Origin of the sequence: Burkholderia sp. B21-005, from assembly GCF_020843965.1 — a bacterium.
GTDB classification, from domain to species: Bacteria; Pseudomonadota; Gammaproteobacteria; order Burkholderiales; family Burkholderiaceae; genus Burkholderia; species Burkholderia ambifaria.
On record NZ_CP086301.1, the window covers coordinates 2,572,077 to 2,585,975 of the forward strand.

Annotated in this window: 16 protein-coding genes; 9 read left to right on the plus strand and 7 right to left on the minus strand. The window is 66.9% G+C overall.

The features are described 5' to 3' along the window. Positions 1-51: 51 nt before the first annotated feature. Positions 52-684, minus strand: a complete 633-nt coding sequence (locus LMA02_RS11960; RefSeq protein WP_228905085.1) for a TetR family transcriptional regulator — start codon at positions 682-684, stop codon at positions 52-54. A 155-nt stretch (positions 685-839) separates the two neighbouring features. On the opposite strand from LMA02_RS11960, the gene rsxB reads away from it, so the two are divergent. Together rsxB and nth are read left to right on the plus strand one after the other, a co-directional pair. Then, complete coding sequence (gene rsxB, locus LMA02_RS11965) at positions 840-1,853, plus strand: electron transport complex subunit RsxB (RefSeq protein ID WP_228905087.1); 1,014 nt, start codon at positions 840-842, stop codon at positions 1,851-1,853. Then, positions 1,850-2,494 carry an endonuclease III gene (gene nth / locus LMA02_RS11970; RefSeq protein ID WP_006754450.1) on the plus strand — a complete coding sequence of 215 codons (645 nt, stop codon included), beginning with the start codon at positions 1,850-1,852 and terminating at the stop codon, positions 2,492-2,494. The genes rsxB and nth overlap by 4 nt, the downstream gene beginning before the upstream one ends. A gap of 79 nt (positions 2,495-2,573) precedes the next feature. Here the strand turns inward: nth and LMA02_RS11975 are convergent, their stop codons facing one another. Then, on the minus strand, positions 2,574-3,503 hold the full coding sequence (locus tag LMA02_RS11975) for a DMT family transporter (RefSeq protein ID WP_228905089.1): 930 nt from the start codon (positions 3,501-3,503) through the stop codon (positions 2,574-2,576). Positions 3,504-3,737: 234 nt separating this feature from the next. Here LMA02_RS11975 and LMA02_RS11980 point away from each other — a divergent pair, with 234 nt between their 5' ends. Beyond that, on the plus strand, positions 3,738-4,205 hold the full coding sequence (locus tag LMA02_RS11980; protein ID WP_373421674.1) for a DUF1841 family protein: 468 nt from the start codon (positions 3,738-3,740) through the stop codon (positions 4,203-4,205). A 72-nt stretch (positions 4,206-4,277) separates the two neighbouring features. Here the strand turns inward: LMA02_RS11980 and LMA02_RS11985 are convergent, their stop codons facing one another. Beyond that, the gene (locus tag LMA02_RS11985) at positions 4,278-4,637 is read right to left on the minus strand and encodes a c-type cytochrome (protein ID WP_228905091.1); all 360 of its coding nucleotides are present in this window, start codon (positions 4,635-4,637) and stop codon (positions 4,278-4,280) included. Between the two features lie 40 nt (positions 4,638-4,677). Further along, positions 4,678-5,037 (minus strand): c-type cytochrome, encoded by a 360-nt coding sequence (locus tag LMA02_RS11990; protein WP_006754446.1) that lies wholly within the window; start codon positions 5,035-5,037, stop codon positions 4,678-4,680. Between the two features lie 244 nt (positions 5,038-5,281). On the opposite strand from LMA02_RS11990, the gene LMA02_RS11995 reads away from it, so the two are divergent. The 5 genes from LMA02_RS11995 to LMA02_RS12015 all read left to right on the plus strand — a co-directional run bounded on the left by LMA02_RS11995 (position 5,282) and on the right by LMA02_RS12015 (position 10,416). Next, positions 5,282-6,124 (plus strand): AAA family ATPase, encoded by an 843-nt coding sequence (locus LMA02_RS11995; RefSeq protein ID WP_228905093.1) that lies wholly within the window; start codon positions 5,282-5,284, stop codon positions 6,122-6,124. A gap of 21 nt (positions 6,125-6,145) precedes the next feature. Continuing rightward, positions 6,146-7,321, plus strand: coding sequence for a vWA domain-containing protein (locus tag LMA02_RS12000; protein WP_228905094.1), 1,176 nt, complete (start codon positions 6,146-6,148; stop codon positions 7,319-7,321). Between the two features lie 56 nt (positions 7,322-7,377). Next, positions 7,378-8,589, plus strand: a complete 1,212-nt coding sequence (locus LMA02_RS12005; RefSeq protein ID WP_228905096.1) for a benzoate/H(+) symporter BenE family transporter — start codon at positions 7,378-7,380, stop codon at positions 8,587-8,589. A gap of 171 nt (positions 8,590-8,760) precedes the next feature. Further along, on the plus strand, positions 8,761-9,714 hold the full coding sequence (tal, locus tag LMA02_RS12010) for a transaldolase (protein ID WP_228905099.1): 954 nt from the start codon (positions 8,761-8,763) through the stop codon (positions 9,712-9,714). 246 nt (positions 9,715-9,960) lie between these two features. Further along, positions 9,961-10,416: a VOC family protein gene (locus LMA02_RS12015; protein WP_175656562.1), complete on the plus strand. Its 456-nt coding sequence runs from the start codon at positions 9,961-9,963 to the stop codon at positions 10,414-10,416. Between the two features lie 83 nt (positions 10,417-10,499). Here the strand turns inward: LMA02_RS12015 and mctP are convergent, their stop codons facing one another. The 3 genes from mctP to LMA02_RS12030 all read right to left on the minus strand — a co-directional run bounded on the left by mctP (position 10,500) and on the right by LMA02_RS12030 (position 13,405). Then, positions 10,500-12,050, minus strand: coding sequence for a monocarboxylate uptake permease MctP (gene mctP, locus LMA02_RS12020; RefSeq protein ID WP_166724893.1), 1,551 nt, complete (start codon positions 12,048-12,050; stop codon positions 10,500-10,502). Next, positions 12,047-12,289, minus strand: coding sequence for a DUF3311 domain-containing protein (locus LMA02_RS12025; protein WP_006754439.1), 243 nt, complete (start codon positions 12,287-12,289; stop codon positions 12,047-12,049). The genes mctP and LMA02_RS12025 overlap by 4 nt, the downstream gene beginning before the upstream one ends. Positions 12,290-12,487: 198 nt before the next feature. Beyond that, positions 12,488-13,405: a spermidine synthase gene (locus LMA02_RS12030; RefSeq protein ID WP_228905100.1), complete on the minus strand. Its 918-nt coding sequence runs from the start codon at positions 13,403-13,405 to the stop codon at positions 12,488-12,490. A gap of 217 nt (positions 13,406-13,622) precedes the next feature. Between LMA02_RS12030 and LMA02_RS12035 the strand changes: the two genes are divergently transcribed. Continuing rightward, complete coding sequence (locus LMA02_RS12035; RefSeq protein WP_228905101.1) at positions 13,623-13,877, plus strand: hypothetical protein; 255 nt, start codon at positions 13,623-13,625, stop codon at positions 13,875-13,877. Positions 13,878-13,899 lie beyond the last annotated feature (22 nt).

Here is a 13,899-nt window from a genome sequence, read left to right on the forward strand (position 1 = left end):
GTTTTCTTATGCAGCGAGCGGCCGCGAGTGGGCCGCTCATCGGCGCACGGCTCAGCGTCGCAGCAGATACGCGAGCAGCACCTCGGTGTTCATCCTGACCATCTCCGCACGCTCGTCGGCTTCGCTGAAGTCGCGCCCGAGCGTCGCGGCGAGCGTGAAGCGGTTCGACACGATGTAGTAGCCGAGTCCCGACAGCGTCACGTAGAAGTGCAGCGGATCGACGTCGCCGCGGAACAGCCCGGCCTTCTGGCCGCGCATCAGCACGTTGCCGAGCTTCGCGACGATCGGCGACATCATCTCGCGGATCCGCGTCGACTTGTGCAGGTAGCGCGCCTCGTGCAGGTTCTCGTTGTTGATGAGCCGCAGCAGCTCAGGATGATCGCGGTAGTAATCCCACACGAAATGCGCGAGCCGCGTGACGGCTTCGACGGGTGCGACGCCATCGAGATCCAGCACGCGCTCCGCGTCGGTCAGCGCGGAGAACGCGTGCTCGAGCACGGCCGTAAACAGCTGCTCCTTGCTGCCGAAGTAGTAATAGAGCATGCGCTCGTTGGTTTCGGCCCGGCGTGCGATCTGATCGACGCGTGCGCCGAACAGCCCTCCACTCGCGAACTCTTCGGCTGCCGCCATCAGGATGCGACGGCGCGTACCTTCAGGATCTCTTTTGATTTTTGGCTGATTCATGTGGCGTTTTGCTATGTGAGCCGCGTGATCCGGACCGGCACCCCCACCGCCTCGGCGCCGGCCGCCCTGGAACGGGCGCACCACGTGCGGCCGCCCTCCTGCTGAGCCCCTGCAAAAAAGCGGTTCGATTATGCGCACAGACGGCGTCCAGCGCAATGCGGGAAATCGGCGATAATCAAGGTTTGGCAAACCTTTCCGGCCGCGCCACACGCGGCCGAGAGCCATTCGGCGCTACAGCGCCCGTTGTCACCGTGACTGATTCCAAGACCCTCGCGGATCGCATCGAAGATCTGCTTCCCCAGACGCAATGCACGAAGTGCGGCTATAACGGCTGCCGTCCGTACGCCGACGCGATCGCCGCCGGCGACGCGAGCTACAACCAGTGCCCGCCCGGCGGCGCCGAAGGCATCGCGCGCCTCGCGCGCCTGCTCGGCAAGCCCGTGATCCCGCTGAACCCCGTCAACGGCACCGAGCATCCGCGCGCCGTCGCGTTCATCGACGAAAGCATGTGCATCGGCTGCACGCTGTGCATGCAGGCGTGCCCGGTCGACGCGATCGTCGGCGCACCGAAACAGATGCACACGATCGTCGAATCGCTGTGCACGGGCTGCGACCTGTGCGTGCCGCCCTGCCCGGTCGACTGCATCGCGATGGTTCCCGTGACCGGCGAGCGCACCGGCTGGGACGCGTGGTCGCAGCAACAGGCGGACGCCGCACGCGAGCGCCACGACCGCCGGCTCGCCCGCCAGCGCCGCGAACGCGAGGCCGCCGAAGCGCGCGCCGCCGCCCGCCGCGCCGCCAGCGCCGGTGCCGCCAGGACGGCGCCGGCCGCGGCCGAACCCGGCAAACAGCCTGACGCACCGAGCGCCGCGCCGGCCGACGACGCCGACGCGAAGAAACGCGCGATCATCGCCGCCGCGCTCGAACGCGCGCGCAAGAAGAAGGAAGAACTGTCCGAGCAAGGCACCGGGCCGAAGAACACCGAAGGTGTGAGCGCGGCCGTGCAGGCGCAGATCGACGCGGCCGAAGGCCGCCGCAAGCGGCTCGCCGAGCAGCAGGCGCAGCGCGACGCGCAAGCCGCGGCAGCCGGCGACGATAACGACAACGACGATCCAGACAACAACGACGACCGGAGCAGCCCGTCCGCACCGCCCAAGAACCGTCCATGAACGCCACCAAACGACGCGCGATCTACGAAACGCTGCAAAGCCTCAATCCGCATCCGACCACCGAGCTCGAATACACGACGCCGTTCGAGTTGCTGATCGCGGTGATGCTGTCCGCGCAGGCGACCGACGTGTCGGTCAACAAGGCGATGCGCAAGATGTTTCCGGTCGCGAACACCCCGCGACAAATCGTCGCGCTCGGTGAAGAAGGCGTCGCCGACTACATCAAGACGATCGGCCTGTACCGCACCAAGGCGAAGAACGTGATCGCCGCGTGCAACATCCTGCTCGAGCGCTACGACGGCGAGGTGCCGGCCGATCGCGAAGCGCTCGAAAGCCTGCCGGGCGTCGGCCGCAAGACCGCGAACGTCGTCCTGAACACCGCGTTCGGCCAGCCGACGATCGCGGTCGACACGCATATCTTCCGCGTCGCGAACCGAACGGGGCTCGCGCCCGGCAAGGACGTGCGGGCCGTCGAGGCCGCGCTCGAGAAGTTCACGCCGAAGGAATTCCTGCAGGATGCGCATCACTGGCTGATCCTGCACGGGCGCTATGTGTGCAAGGCCCGCAAGCCCGAATGCTGGCACTGCGCGATCGAGCCGCTGTGCGAATTCCGGCCGAAGACGCCGCCGCCGAACGAGTGAGCGCGAGCCGCGGCTGACGGGCCGCGCGCCTTGCAACCGGCCGGCTCCATCGTTGCGCCGGCGGCTTTCCCCTTCCCTGCTATGCGTTGGACGTCGCCGTCGCGTCGTCGGCCGCCGCGCCGCCCGCGCGCACGAGCGCCAGCACAGCCGCGAGGATCGCGACGCCGCCGGCCCACTGCAGCGGCGACAGCGCCTCGCCGAACAGCAGCGCCGCGAGCGCGACCGTCACGACCGGTTCGAGCGTCGACAGCATCGACGTACGCGCGGCCCCCAGCCGCTCGAGCCCGGCGAAAAACGCGAGCATCGCGGCGACCGTCGACACCAGCGCGATCGCGAGCATCGACGCCCAGCCGGCGGCCGTCGCCGGCCAGCGCGGCGGCGCGCCGAACGCCGTGGTCCGCACGATCGCGATCGCGACGAGCGTCGCGGTCGCCGACAGGCAGATGATCGCGGTGGTCGCGAGCGGATCGACGCCGCGCGTCGCCTTCGTGCCGCCGACGATATACAGCGAATAGATCACCGCGGAAGCCAGCGCGAGCGCGATGCCGAGCGGCTCGCCGTGGCCGCCGCCGACCATCAGCGCCGAGCCCGCGACACAGAGCACGAGCGCGACCGCCTTCGCGCGCGTCAAGCGCTCGCCGAGCCACCACGCGGCCAGCAGCGTGACGAAGGCCGGATACAGGTACAGCAGCAAGGCGACGAGGCTCGCCTGCGCATGCTGGAGCGCGCTGAAATAGCAGAACGACTGTCCGACGTAGCCGAGCGCACCCATCGCCACGAGCGGCACGAGCGTGCGGCCGCGCGGCCATGCGACGCGGCGGTGCCGGGCGATCGCGGCGAGGATCGCGCCGCCGATCGCGAAACGTACGATCAGCAGCCCGAGCACGTCGACACCGGCCGCATACGCATAGCGGCCGAAGATCGCCATCGCGCCGAATGCGGCGGCGGACAGCGCGACATAGAGCGCGCCCTGCAGCGCGGGGGACGATGAGCGGGCGGTGGCGGACATGTTGAGCGGGTTGAGCGGTGCAAGCGCGACGACGGGAATCGTCGGAGTGTAGCGGCGCGGCGGCCGGCAGCCTAGCCCGCGCTTACCCGTTGCGCCGCGCCGCGGCCCGCGGCAGGCTGGCTCCCGCCCACGCCGCCCACGCCACCCCCGTGGACCGCCACGATGCGCGCCCCGCCCGCGCGCCCATCGCCGCCAGCACCGTGCGCCGACCCGGCGTACAATGCGCGACGCGGCATGACGCCGCCCGAATCACGACGTTTCCCCACCATGTTCAATCCGAGTCGCGACGAAGTCCGTCGCTTTTTCACCGAGACCTGGCGCAAGCAGCGCGCCGGCGAGATCCTGACGCCGCTGGAAGCGATGGCAGCCGACTGGATCGTCGAGCACCCCGAATACCACGCCGACCTCGCGGACGCCGACGGCGCCACCGCGCGCGACTACACGCCCGAGGAAGGCCGCACGAACCCGTTCCTGCACCTGTCGATGCACCTCGCGATCAGCGAGCAGTTGTCGATCGACCAGCCGCCCGGCATCCGCGCCGCGCACGACAAGCTGGCCGCGAAGCTCGACTCGACGCACGAAGCGCAGCACATGATCATGGAATGTCTCGGCGAGACGATCTGGGAAGCGCAGCGCACCGGCACGCCGCCCGATACGGACGCGTACCTGCAGCGCATCCTGCGCCGCGCGTCGCGCGACTGAGCGCCGCGGACAAAAAAATACCCCGCCATGGCGGGGTATTCCTGCTGCACGGACCGGCAAGGTCCGGCGCGCTTACTTCTTGAAGACGAGATCGGTCTCTTTCAGCGACTCGATGTAGGCCGCGATGTCCTTCATGTCGCTGACCGACAGGTTCTGGACCTGCGCCTGCATGATCGCGTTGTTGCGACCGAGCAGCGGGTTCGTCAGCCCCATCTGGTACTGGCGCATCGACCACACGAGGTAGTCGGCGTGCTGGCCCGCGAGGCGCGGATACTCGGCGTTGATCGGCTTGTTCAATTGCGCGCCGTGGCAGGCCGCGCAGTTGTGCGACTCGACCAGTTCCTTGCCCTTCACGGTGTCCGCCGCATGCGCGGTACCGATCGCGAGGCCGGCCGCCAGTGCAACCGCCGCCGTCTTGAATGCGTTGTTCATGAATGCTCCTGTCCCGCCGGTCAGATCGGCGGCGCGCGCTTTACTTGTAGGGATTGTCCTTCGTGTCGGCCTTCTGGGCGGCGTAGTAGGCCGCCAGATCCGCGATGTCCTGGTCCGTCAGCGAACCGGCGATCGCGTTCATCGACGGGAAATGACGATCCTTCTTGCGGTAAGCCTTCAGCGCGTTCTCGAGGTATTGCTGGTTCTGGCCGCCAAGGACGGGCACCCGGTAGACCTCCGGGTACGCCGCGCGGTAATCCTGGATGCCGTGGCAACCGATGCACATGGCGGCCTTGCCCGCCCCGTCCTTCGGGTTGCCGACCACACCGGCCGCCTGCGCGCTGCCCGCGAGCGCCACGAGCGCCGCGACAACGACGTGTTTGCCGACGAATTTGTTCATAGCTCTTGTAACCTAGCTTGAGGGGAAACTGGCGCCGAAGCGGCAACGGCCCGCGCCGTTTTGCTTATCGGATCGCCACGCAGGCCAAAAAAAACGGCCAGATTGTACCGCGTCGGCGGGGAACGCGTCCACCAGGCGCCCCGGCCCGCCCCGCCGCAGCTCCGCAACGATACGCGCCCCCGGCCCGACTGGACAGCCCTTCTGACTTATACTGGGTTTTTTTGCGATTAAGAAGAGCGCCACCATGCGTTTCGAAGGATCCTCGCACTACGTCGCCACCGACGACCTGAAACTCGCGGTCAACGCCGCGCTGACGCTGCAACGCCCGCTGCTGATCAAGGGCGAGCCCGGCACCGGCAAGACCATGCTCGCCGAGGAAGTGGCGGCCGCGCTCGACATGCCGCTGCTGCAGTGGCACATCAAGTCGACGACCAAAGCGCAGCAGGGCCTGTACGAATACGACGCGGTATCGCGGCTGCGCGACTCGCAGCTCGGCGACGAGCGCGTGAAGGACATCTCGAACTACATCGTGAAGGGCGTGCTGTGGCAGGCGTTCGACGCCGAGCGCCCGAGCGTGCTGCTGATCGACGAGATCGACAAGGCCGACATCGAATTCCCGAACGACCTGCTGCGCGAGCTCGACCGGATGGAATTCCACGTGTACGAGACGCGCGAGACCGTGCGCGCGAAGCACCGCCCGCTCGTGATCATCACGTCCAACAACGAGAAGGAGCTGCCCGACGCGTTCCTGCGCCGCTGCTTCTTCCACTACATCCAGTTTCCCGACGCGTCGACGATGCAGAAGATCGTCGCGGTCCACTTCCCGAACATCCGCGAGGAGCTGCTGCGCGCGGCGCTCGAGAGCTTCTTCGAATTGCGCACCGTATCGGGGCTGAAGAAGAAGCCGTCGACGTCCGAGCTGCTCGACTGGCTGAAGCTGCTGCTCGCCGAGAACATCCCGGCAGACGCGCTGCGCAGCGTCGACGCGAAGCAGATCGTGCCGCCGCTCGCAGGTGCGCTGCTGAAGAACGAGCAGGATCTGAGCCTGCTCGAGCGGCTCGTCTACATGAACCGGCACAACCGGTAACCCACCCGCGAAGGCCCGGCCATGCTGCTCAATTTCTTCTACGCGCTGCGCGCAGCCAAGCTGCCCGTCTCGGTGAAGGAATACCTGACGCTGCTCGAATCGCTGAAGGCCGGGCTGATCTCGCCGTCGATCGACGCGTTCTACTTCCTCGCGCGCATGACGCTCGTCAAGGACGAGCAGTACTTCGACAAGTTCGACCAGGCGTTCGGTGCGTATTTCCACGGCGTGTCCGCGTTGCCGTCCGAAGCGTTCGACCTCCCGCTCGACTGGCTCGAGAAGCGTCTCGAACGCGAGCTGTCGCCGGAGGAAAAGGCGCAGATCGAGGCGATGGGCGGGCTCGACAAGCTGATGGAGCGCCTGAAGGAACTGCTCGACGAGCAGAAGGAACGCCACGAAGGCGGCAACAAGTGGATCGGCACGGGCGGCACGTCGCCGTTCGGACACGGCGGCTACAACCCCGAGGGCATGCGCATCGGCGGCCCGTCGAACGGCAACCGCACGGCGGTCAAGGTGTGGGAGGCGCGCGCGTATCGCGACTACGACGATTCGGTCGAGATCGGCACGCGCAACATCAAGGTCGCGCTGCGGCGCCTGCGCCGCTTCGCGCGCGAAGGCGCGGCCGAGGAGCTCGACCTGCCCGGCACGATCCGCAGCACGGCCGCGAATGCCGGCTGGCTCGACCTGCGGATGGTGCCCGAGCGTCACAATAACGTGAAGGTGCTGATGCTGCTCGACGTCGGCGGCTCGATGGACGACTACATCAAGCGCACCGAGGAGCTGTTCTCCGCCGCGAAGGCCGAGTTCAAGCACCTGGAGTTCTACTACTTCCACAACTGCGTGTACGACCACCTGTGGAAGAACAACCGCCGCCGTCATGCGGAGCGCACCGCGACGTGGGACGTGCTGCACAAGTTCACGCCCGACTACAAGCTGATCTTCGTCGGCGACGCGACGATGAGCCCGTACGAGGTGCTGCAGCCCGGCGGCTCGGTCGAATACAACAACCCGGAAGCCGGCGCCGTCTGGCTGCGCCGCCTCGCCGACCAGTTCCCCCACCATGCATGGCTGAACCCCGAGCCCGAGCGGCTATGGGAATACCGGCAATCGGTCGCGGTGATCCGCGACCTGCTCGGCCAGCGCATGTATCCACTCACGCTCGCGGGCCTCGAAACCGCGATGCGCGCGCTCAGCAAGTAACGAACCCAACCTGCAGACACGAAGGCCGCGTCCGAGCGGCCCTCTCCGGAGATAGCATGAATCCTTCGCCCACCGCGAGCGCAGCCCGCGCCGGCGGCCGCCGCTTTTTCACCGATACGTCCGTCTCCGCGCTCGTCGCCGGCTTCGTCGCGATGATGACGGGCTACACGAGCTCGCTCGTGCTGATGTTCCAGGCCGGTCGCGCCGCGCACCTGAGCGACGCGCAGATCTCGTCGTGGATCTGGGCGCTGTCGATCGGCATGGCGCTGACGACGATCGGCCTGTCGCTGCGCTTTCGCGCGCCTGTCGTGGTCGCATGGTCGACGCCCGGCGCCGCGCTGCTGATCGCGTCGCTGCCCGGCGTGCCGTATCCCGAGGCGATCGGCGCGTTCGTCGTGTGCGCGCTGCTGCTGACTGCGGTCGGCGTGAGCGGGCTGTTCGACACGCTGATGCGGCGCATTCCGGCCGGGATCGCGGCCGCCTTGCTCGCGGGCATCCTGTTCGAGATCGGCATCGAGATCTTCCGCGCCGCGCAGTTCCAGACCGCGCTCGTGCTCGCGATGTTCTTCACGTACCTGATCGTCAAGCGGCTCGCGCCGCGCTACGCGATCGTCACGACGCTGATCGTCGGCACCGCCGTGGCCGGCGGCCTCGGCCTGCTCGACTTCAGCCGCTTCCACATCGCGCTCGCGCAGCCCGTGTTCACGATGCCCGCGTTCTCGCTCGCTTCGATCGTCAGCATCGGCATTCCGCTGTTCGTCGTCGCGATGGCGTCGCAGAACGTGCCCGGCATCGCAGTGCTGCGCGCGGACGGCTACACGACACCGTCGTCGCCGCTGATCGCGACCACCGGCCTCGCATCGCTGCTGCTCGCGCCGTTCGGCTCGCACGGCGTGAACCTCGCGGCGATCACCGCGGCGATCTGCACCGGCCCCGAAGCACACGAGGAGCACGCGAAGCGCTACACGGCCGCCGTGTGGTGCGGCACGTTCTACCTGATCGCCGGGATCTTCGGCGCGACGATCGCCGCGCTGTTCGCGGCGCTGCCGAAGGCGCTCGTCGTGTCGGTCGCCGCGCTCGCGCTGTTCGGCTCGATCATGAGCGGCCTCGCGAACGCGATGCAGGACGTGAAGCAACGCGAGGCCGCGCTCGTCACGTTCATGGTCACCGCGTCGGGACTCACGCTGCTGTCGATCGGCTCGGCGTTCTGGGGGCTCGTCGCGGGAATCGTCACGCAGGTGATCCTGAACGCACGGCGCCCCGCGTAGCGCCGCCCCACGGCGGGGGCCCGCCCTGCAAACGGCACGCCAAAACGTGCGCGACACGAATCGGGCCTAAAATGATGAATCGGAGGCGGCGCCCGGCGCCGCTTCGCTTCGCTGCCGCGCTCGCGCGGCCCGTGAGAACCCCGGCGCCCCGCGCCCTCCTCCCGAATCGCCATGACTACCGCACTCGACCAGCTGAAGCAGTACACGACCGTCGTCGCCGACACGGGCGATTTCCAGCAGCTTGCGCAATACAAGCCGCAGGACGCGACCACGAACCCGTCGCTGATCCTGAAGGCCGTCCAGAAGGACGCGTACAAGCCGATCCTCGAGAAAACCGTCCGCGATCACCGCGACGAATCCGCCGATTTCATCATCGACCGCCTGCTGATCGCATTCGGCACCGAGATCCTGAAGCTGATCCCGGGCCGCGTGTCGACCGAGGTCGACGCGCGCCTGTCGTTCGACACGCCGCGCTCGATCGACAAGGGTCGCGAACTCATCAAGCTGTATGAAGACGCCGGCATCGGCCGCGAGCGCATCCTGATCAAGCTCGCGTCGACGTGGGAAGGCATTCGCGCGGCCGAAGTGCTGCAGAAGGAAGGGATCAAGTGCAACATGACCCTGCTTTTCTCGCTCGTGCAGGCCGCCGCGAGCGCGGAAGCCGGCGCGCAGCTGATCTCGCCGTTCGTCGGCCGTATCTATGACTGGTACAAGAAGCAGGCCGGCGCCGACTGGGACGAAGCGAAGAACGGCGGCGCGAACGATCCGGGCGTGCAGTCGGTGCGCCGCATCTACACGTACTACAAGACGTTCGGCTACACGACCGAAGTGATGGGCGCGAGCTTCCGCACGACGAGCCAGATCACCGAGCTCGCGGGCTGCGACCTGCTGACGATCAGCCCCGACTTGCTGCAGAAGCTGCAGGACAGCAACGACACGGTCGAGCGCAAGCTGTCGCCGGACGCGCTGCTCGACAAGCCGACCGAGCGCGTCGCGATCGACGAGGCCTCGTTCCGCTTCCAGCTGAACGACGAAGCGATGGCGACGGAAAAGCTGTCCGAAGGCATCCGCGTGTTCGCCGCCGACGCGGTGAAGCTCGAAAAGCTGATCGACTCGCTGCGCTGATCCGCACAGCGCATGACTGCTGTCAGTTGAACTGTCAGCAACGCTGACAACAGACGTCAGCAAGCGTTGCGAACGGCCGCGAACCTCGTGTTCGCGGCCGTTTTTATTTTTCATTCCATCGTCAAGCGCGCGCACTACAATCCACGTCACGAGTGCGCCGGCCGCATCCCGACGCGCTCTTCCCGGTCAATCTTCGAAGTACCCGGGCCGGCCCCGACACGCCAGCCCGGTCAACAGGAGACAACGATGCAAGTCCAACCGTACCTGACGTTCTACGGCCGCGCGGAAGAAGCCCTTCAGTTCTACGAAAAGGCGCTCGGCGCGAAGACGATGTTCAAGATGCATTTCAAGGATGCGCCGCCCAATCCCGATTACCCGATGACGCCGGAAATGGCCGACAAGGTGATGCATGCCAGCTTCACGATCGGCGACTCGATGATCATGTGCTCGGACGGCGACTGCAGCCAGCCGGGCGGCGGCATGCACGCCGGCTATTCGCTGTCGCTGAACCCGGCGACGGTCGACGAAGGCCAGAAGCTGTTCAATGCGCTCGCCGACGGCGGCGAAGTGACGATGCCGTTCGGCAAGACGTTCTGGGCGCTCGGCTTCGGGATGGCGAAGGATCGTTTCGGCGTGCACTGGATGGTCAACGTCGAGGATCTGTCGCAGCGCGAGGATCTCGCGAAACGCGCGCAGGGCTGACGCCAGCGAAAACGCCCGCCACTTCGCAGTGACGGGCGTCGTTGTTGCGGCGCGATGCGCGGCGCGCGGCCGCGCCGCCCGTATCAGCTCTCGACGACGTCGAGATAATCCTCCGGCCGCGTGCGATCCTCCGCATGCGCCATGCCCATCACGCGCACCAGCACGCTCACCGCCACCGACACCACCAGGTTCACGATCAGCGACCACACGGCCGCGTAGCCGGGAATCGCGAGACCGAACAGGTGGATCGTGAAAATCGATCCGGCCAGCTTCAGCGAGATCGCCATCCACGTGCCGCACACGATGCCGGCCGCCCAGCCGGCCAGCAGGCCGCGATGGTCGAGCACGCGCGTGTACAGGCCGAGCACGATCGCCGGCAGCGTCTGGATGATCCAGATCCCGCCGAGCAGCTGCAGCTGGATCGCATACGTCAGCGGCAAGCCGAGGATGAACGCGACCGCGCCGACCTTCACGATCAGCGACACGAGCTTCGCGACGTGCGTCTCCTGCTGGTGCGTCATGTTGCGGTTTACGAACTCGCGGTGGATGTTGCGCGTGTACAGGTTCGCGGCCGCGATCGACATGATCGCCGCCGGCACCAGCGCGCCGATGCCGATCGCCGCGAACGCGACGCCGACGAACCACGACGGGAAATACTCGAGGAACAGCGCGGGCACCGCGAAGTTCGGGCCGAACGCCTTGAAGTACGGCGCGTACTGCGGCATGTCCTTCACGCCCGCCGCGAGCGCCATGTAGCCGAGCAGCGCGAGCAGGCCGAGCACGAACGAGTATGCGGGCAGCATCGCCATGTTGCGGCGGATCGAGTTGCCCGACGACGACGACAGGATCGCCGTGACCGAGTGCGGATACAGGAACAGCGCGAGCGCGGAACCGATCGCGAGTGTCGCGTACGCGCTGTAGCCGTTCAGGCTCATCGCGTCAGGCGCCTTCAGCAGCAGCTTGGCCGGCGGCACCGACGCGAAGATGTGCCCGAAGCCGCCGAGCTTCGCGGGAATCACGATGACTGCTGCTGCGATCGTGATGTAGATCAGGACGTCCTTCACGATCGCGATCATCGCGGGCGCGCGCAGCCCCGACGTGTACGTGTACGCGGCGAGGATCGCGAACGCGATGATGAGCGGCAGATCGCCGACGAAGCCGGTCGTGTCGAAACCGAGCGCGCCGATCACGACTTCGATGCCGACGAGCTGCAGCGCGATGTACGGCATCGTCGCGAGAATGCCCGTCACCGCGATCGCGAGCGCGAGCATCCGGCTGCCGTAGCGTGCGTTCACGAAGTCGGCGGCCGTCACGTAGCCGTGGCGCTTCGCGATGCTCCACAGCTTCGGGAACACGACGAACGCGAACGGATAGATCAGGATCGTATAGGGCAGCGCGAAGAAGCCCATCGCGCCGGCGCCGAACACCAGCGCGGGCACCGCGACGAACGTATAGGCCGTGTAGAGGTCGCCGCCGAGCAGGAACCACGTGACGATCGTGCCGAAGCGGCGTCCGCCAAGGCCCCATTCGTCGAGATGGGCGAGATCGCCGCGCCGCCAGTTCGCGGCCAGGAAACCGATGATCGTGACGCCGATGAACAGCAGCACGAAGACGAAGGTTGCGCCGAGGTTCATTGCGCACCTCCCTGCGGGCCGCTCGCCTTCCACGCGTTCTTGGTCTTGAAATAGACGAACGCGGTGATCACCGCGCTAATGAAGACCCACAGCAGCTGGTACCAGTAGAAAAACGGAAAACCGAACCATTGCGGTTCGATCTTGCTGTACGACGGTACCCAGACCATCGCGATCAGCGGCAGCACCAGCAGCCAGAGCCAGCGCTTCGCGGCCCGATTGGCGTCGGCATCGTGAGCCATGACGTCTCCTCTTCTTTCCCGGTTATCGATCTTGTTGAGCGGGTACGGCGCCGGGAGGAGCGGCGAAACGGGTAGGCTGCGGCTCCCCTGGCTTCGCGCCAGTATAGGAGCCGCGAGCACGCGGTCAAGCGGGGGCGAACCCGAGGTGATCCGCCCCCAGTCGCGCGGTTGCACCGGCATGCGGCCGGTGCATGAGCGTCAGATCGCGAACGAGGATTCGCGTGCGCCGGTCGTTTCTTTCAAAGCTTTCACCCACTTGCGCGCGGGCAGTTTCAGCGTGTCCTCGATCAGCTTCGCGCGTGCTTCCAGCTGCGCGAACGACACGTCGAGCACGGGGCCCGAGAACGCGATCGCGATCCGGTTGCCGTCGTGCACTTCCGGCAGCGCGATCACGCGATGGTCGAACGCCGCGTTCAGGTGCTTCATGTTGCGCACGAAGCTCGGATGGTCGCCGAACAGGTTGATCGTCGCGATGCCCGCGTCGGCGAGGCAGCCGCGCACCGCGCGATAGAACGCGACGCTGTCGAGCACCGGGCCGCGCGCGGTCGCGTCGTACAGGTCGATCTGCAGCGCGCCCGTCGTGCCGCGGTTGGCCGGATCGTTGACGAAATCCCATGCGTCGGCTTCGTGCACGACGAGGCGTTCGTCGTCGGGCGGCAGCGCGAACATCGTGCGCGCCGCGACGATCACGGCCGGGTTCAGTTCGACGGCCTCGACCTTCGCGTGCGACAGGAAGCGGTGCGAGAACTTGGTCAGCGCGCCGGTGCCGAGCCCGAGCTGGACGATCCGTTCGGGCGTTTCGAGGAACAGCAGCCACGCCATCATCTGCTGCGCGTATTCGAGCTCGATGTGCAGCGGCTTCGAGATCCGCATCGCACCCTGCACCCATTCGGTGCCGAAGTGCAGGAAGCGCACGCCGCGCTCTTCCGAGAACGTGACGGGCGCGAAGCGCGGCTTGCGCGGCGCTTCGAGCACGGGCACGTCGTCGTGTTCGTCGATTTCCGGGCGGCGCTTCATGCGCGGCGGCTGGAGCTTGTCGGAGCCGTTGTAGGCGGACGTCTTGCGTTGCTTGAACGCGCGCGCCTCGGCGGACGCGCGCTTGATGAGTCGGGACATGATTGAATCTCGCTGGGTGATGCTGGGTAATGCCGGATGAGCGGACGAGAGGATAGCATTGGTGGGAGCGGGCCGGCCGCCAGGCAAGCGCACGGCCGGTCGCGCGGCCATTCGATCGACTTGCATGCGCTTCGGGCAGGCGGGACAGCCGAACGGTGACGACGCTTGCAGTTCGCCATCCGCGAGAACGCGACTACCACTAACGACAGGGCGTCATATGAGCTCGAACGACAAAAAGATCTGGTTTCCGGCCAAGCGCTACGGATGGGGCTGGGGTTTGCCGGTCGCGTGGCAGGGCTGGGTCGTGTTGCTGCTGTTCGCGATCGGGATCGGCGTCACTGCATGGCTTCTGCCGCCGAAACGATCGCCGCTGGCATACGGCGCCTGCATCGTGGTGTTGGTCGCGCTGCTGACCGCCGTGTGCTGGCTCAAGGGCGAGAAGCCCCGGTGGAGATGGGGCAAGGAGGACTGATCATCGGGCGCGCAGCGGAAAC

What these genes read in the sequence shown, in the direction of transcription:
- LMA02_RS11960 (WP_228905085.1), bottom strand. Translation starts at nt 684, where the DNA reads ATGAATCAGCCAAAAATCAAAAGAGATCCTGAAGGTACGCGCCGTCGC.
- LMA02_RS11975 (WP_228905089.1), bottom strand. Translation starts at nt 3,503, where the DNA reads ATGTCCGCCACCGCCCGCTCATCGTCCCCCGCGCTGCAGGGCGCGCTC.
- LMA02_RS12015 (WP_175656562.1), top strand. Translation starts at nt 9,961, where the DNA reads ATGCAAGTCCAACCGTACCTGACGTTCTACGGCCGCGCGGAAGAAGCC.
- LMA02_RS12035 (WP_228905101.1), top strand. Translation starts at nt 13,623, where the DNA reads ATGAGCTCGAACGACAAAAAGATCTGGTTTCCGGCCAAGCGCTACGGA.
- LMA02_RS12000 (WP_228905094.1), top strand. Translation starts at nt 6,146, where the DNA reads ATGCTGCTCAATTTCTTCTACGCGCTGCGCGCAGCCAAGCTGCCCGTC.
- mctP (WP_166724893.1), bottom strand. Translation starts at nt 12,050, where the DNA reads ATGAACCTCGGCGCAACCTTCGTCTTCGTGCTGCTGTTCATCGGCGTC.
- LMA02_RS12025 (WP_006754439.1), bottom strand. Translation starts at nt 12,289, where the DNA reads ATGGCTCACGATGCCGACGCCAATCGGGCCGCGAAGCGCTGGCTCTGG.
- LMA02_RS11990 (WP_006754446.1), bottom strand. Translation starts at nt 5,037, where the DNA reads ATGAACAAATTCGTCGGCAAACACGTCGTTGTCGCGGCGCTCGTGGCG.
- rsxB (WP_228905087.1), top strand. Translation starts at nt 840, where the DNA reads ATGCGGGAAATCGGCGATAATCAAGGTTTGGCAAACCTTTCCGGCCGC.
- LMA02_RS12030 (WP_228905100.1), bottom strand. Translation starts at nt 13,405, where the DNA reads ATGTCCCGACTCATCAAGCGCGCGTCCGCCGAGGCGCGCGCGTTCAAG.
- LMA02_RS11985 (WP_228905091.1), bottom strand. Translation starts at nt 4,637, where the DNA reads ATGAACAACGCATTCAAGACGGCGGCGGTTGCACTGGCGGCCGGCCTC.
- LMA02_RS12005 (WP_228905096.1), top strand. Translation starts at nt 7,378, where the DNA reads ATGAATCCTTCGCCCACCGCGAGCGCAGCCCGCGCCGGCGGCCGCCGC.
- tal (WP_228905099.1), top strand. Translation starts at nt 8,761, where the DNA reads ATGACTACCGCACTCGACCAGCTGAAGCAGTACACGACCGTCGTCGCC.
- LMA02_RS11995 (WP_228905093.1), top strand. Translation starts at nt 5,282, where the DNA reads ATGCGTTTCGAAGGATCCTCGCACTACGTCGCCACCGACGACCTGAAA.
- nth (WP_006754450.1), top strand. Translation starts at nt 1,850, where the DNA reads ATGAACGCCACCAAACGACGCGCGATCTACGAAACGCTGCAAAGCCTC.
- LMA02_RS11980 (WP_373421674.1), top strand. Translation starts at nt 3,738, where the DNA reads ATGACGCCGCCCGAATCACGACGTTTCCCCACCATGTTCAATCCGAGT.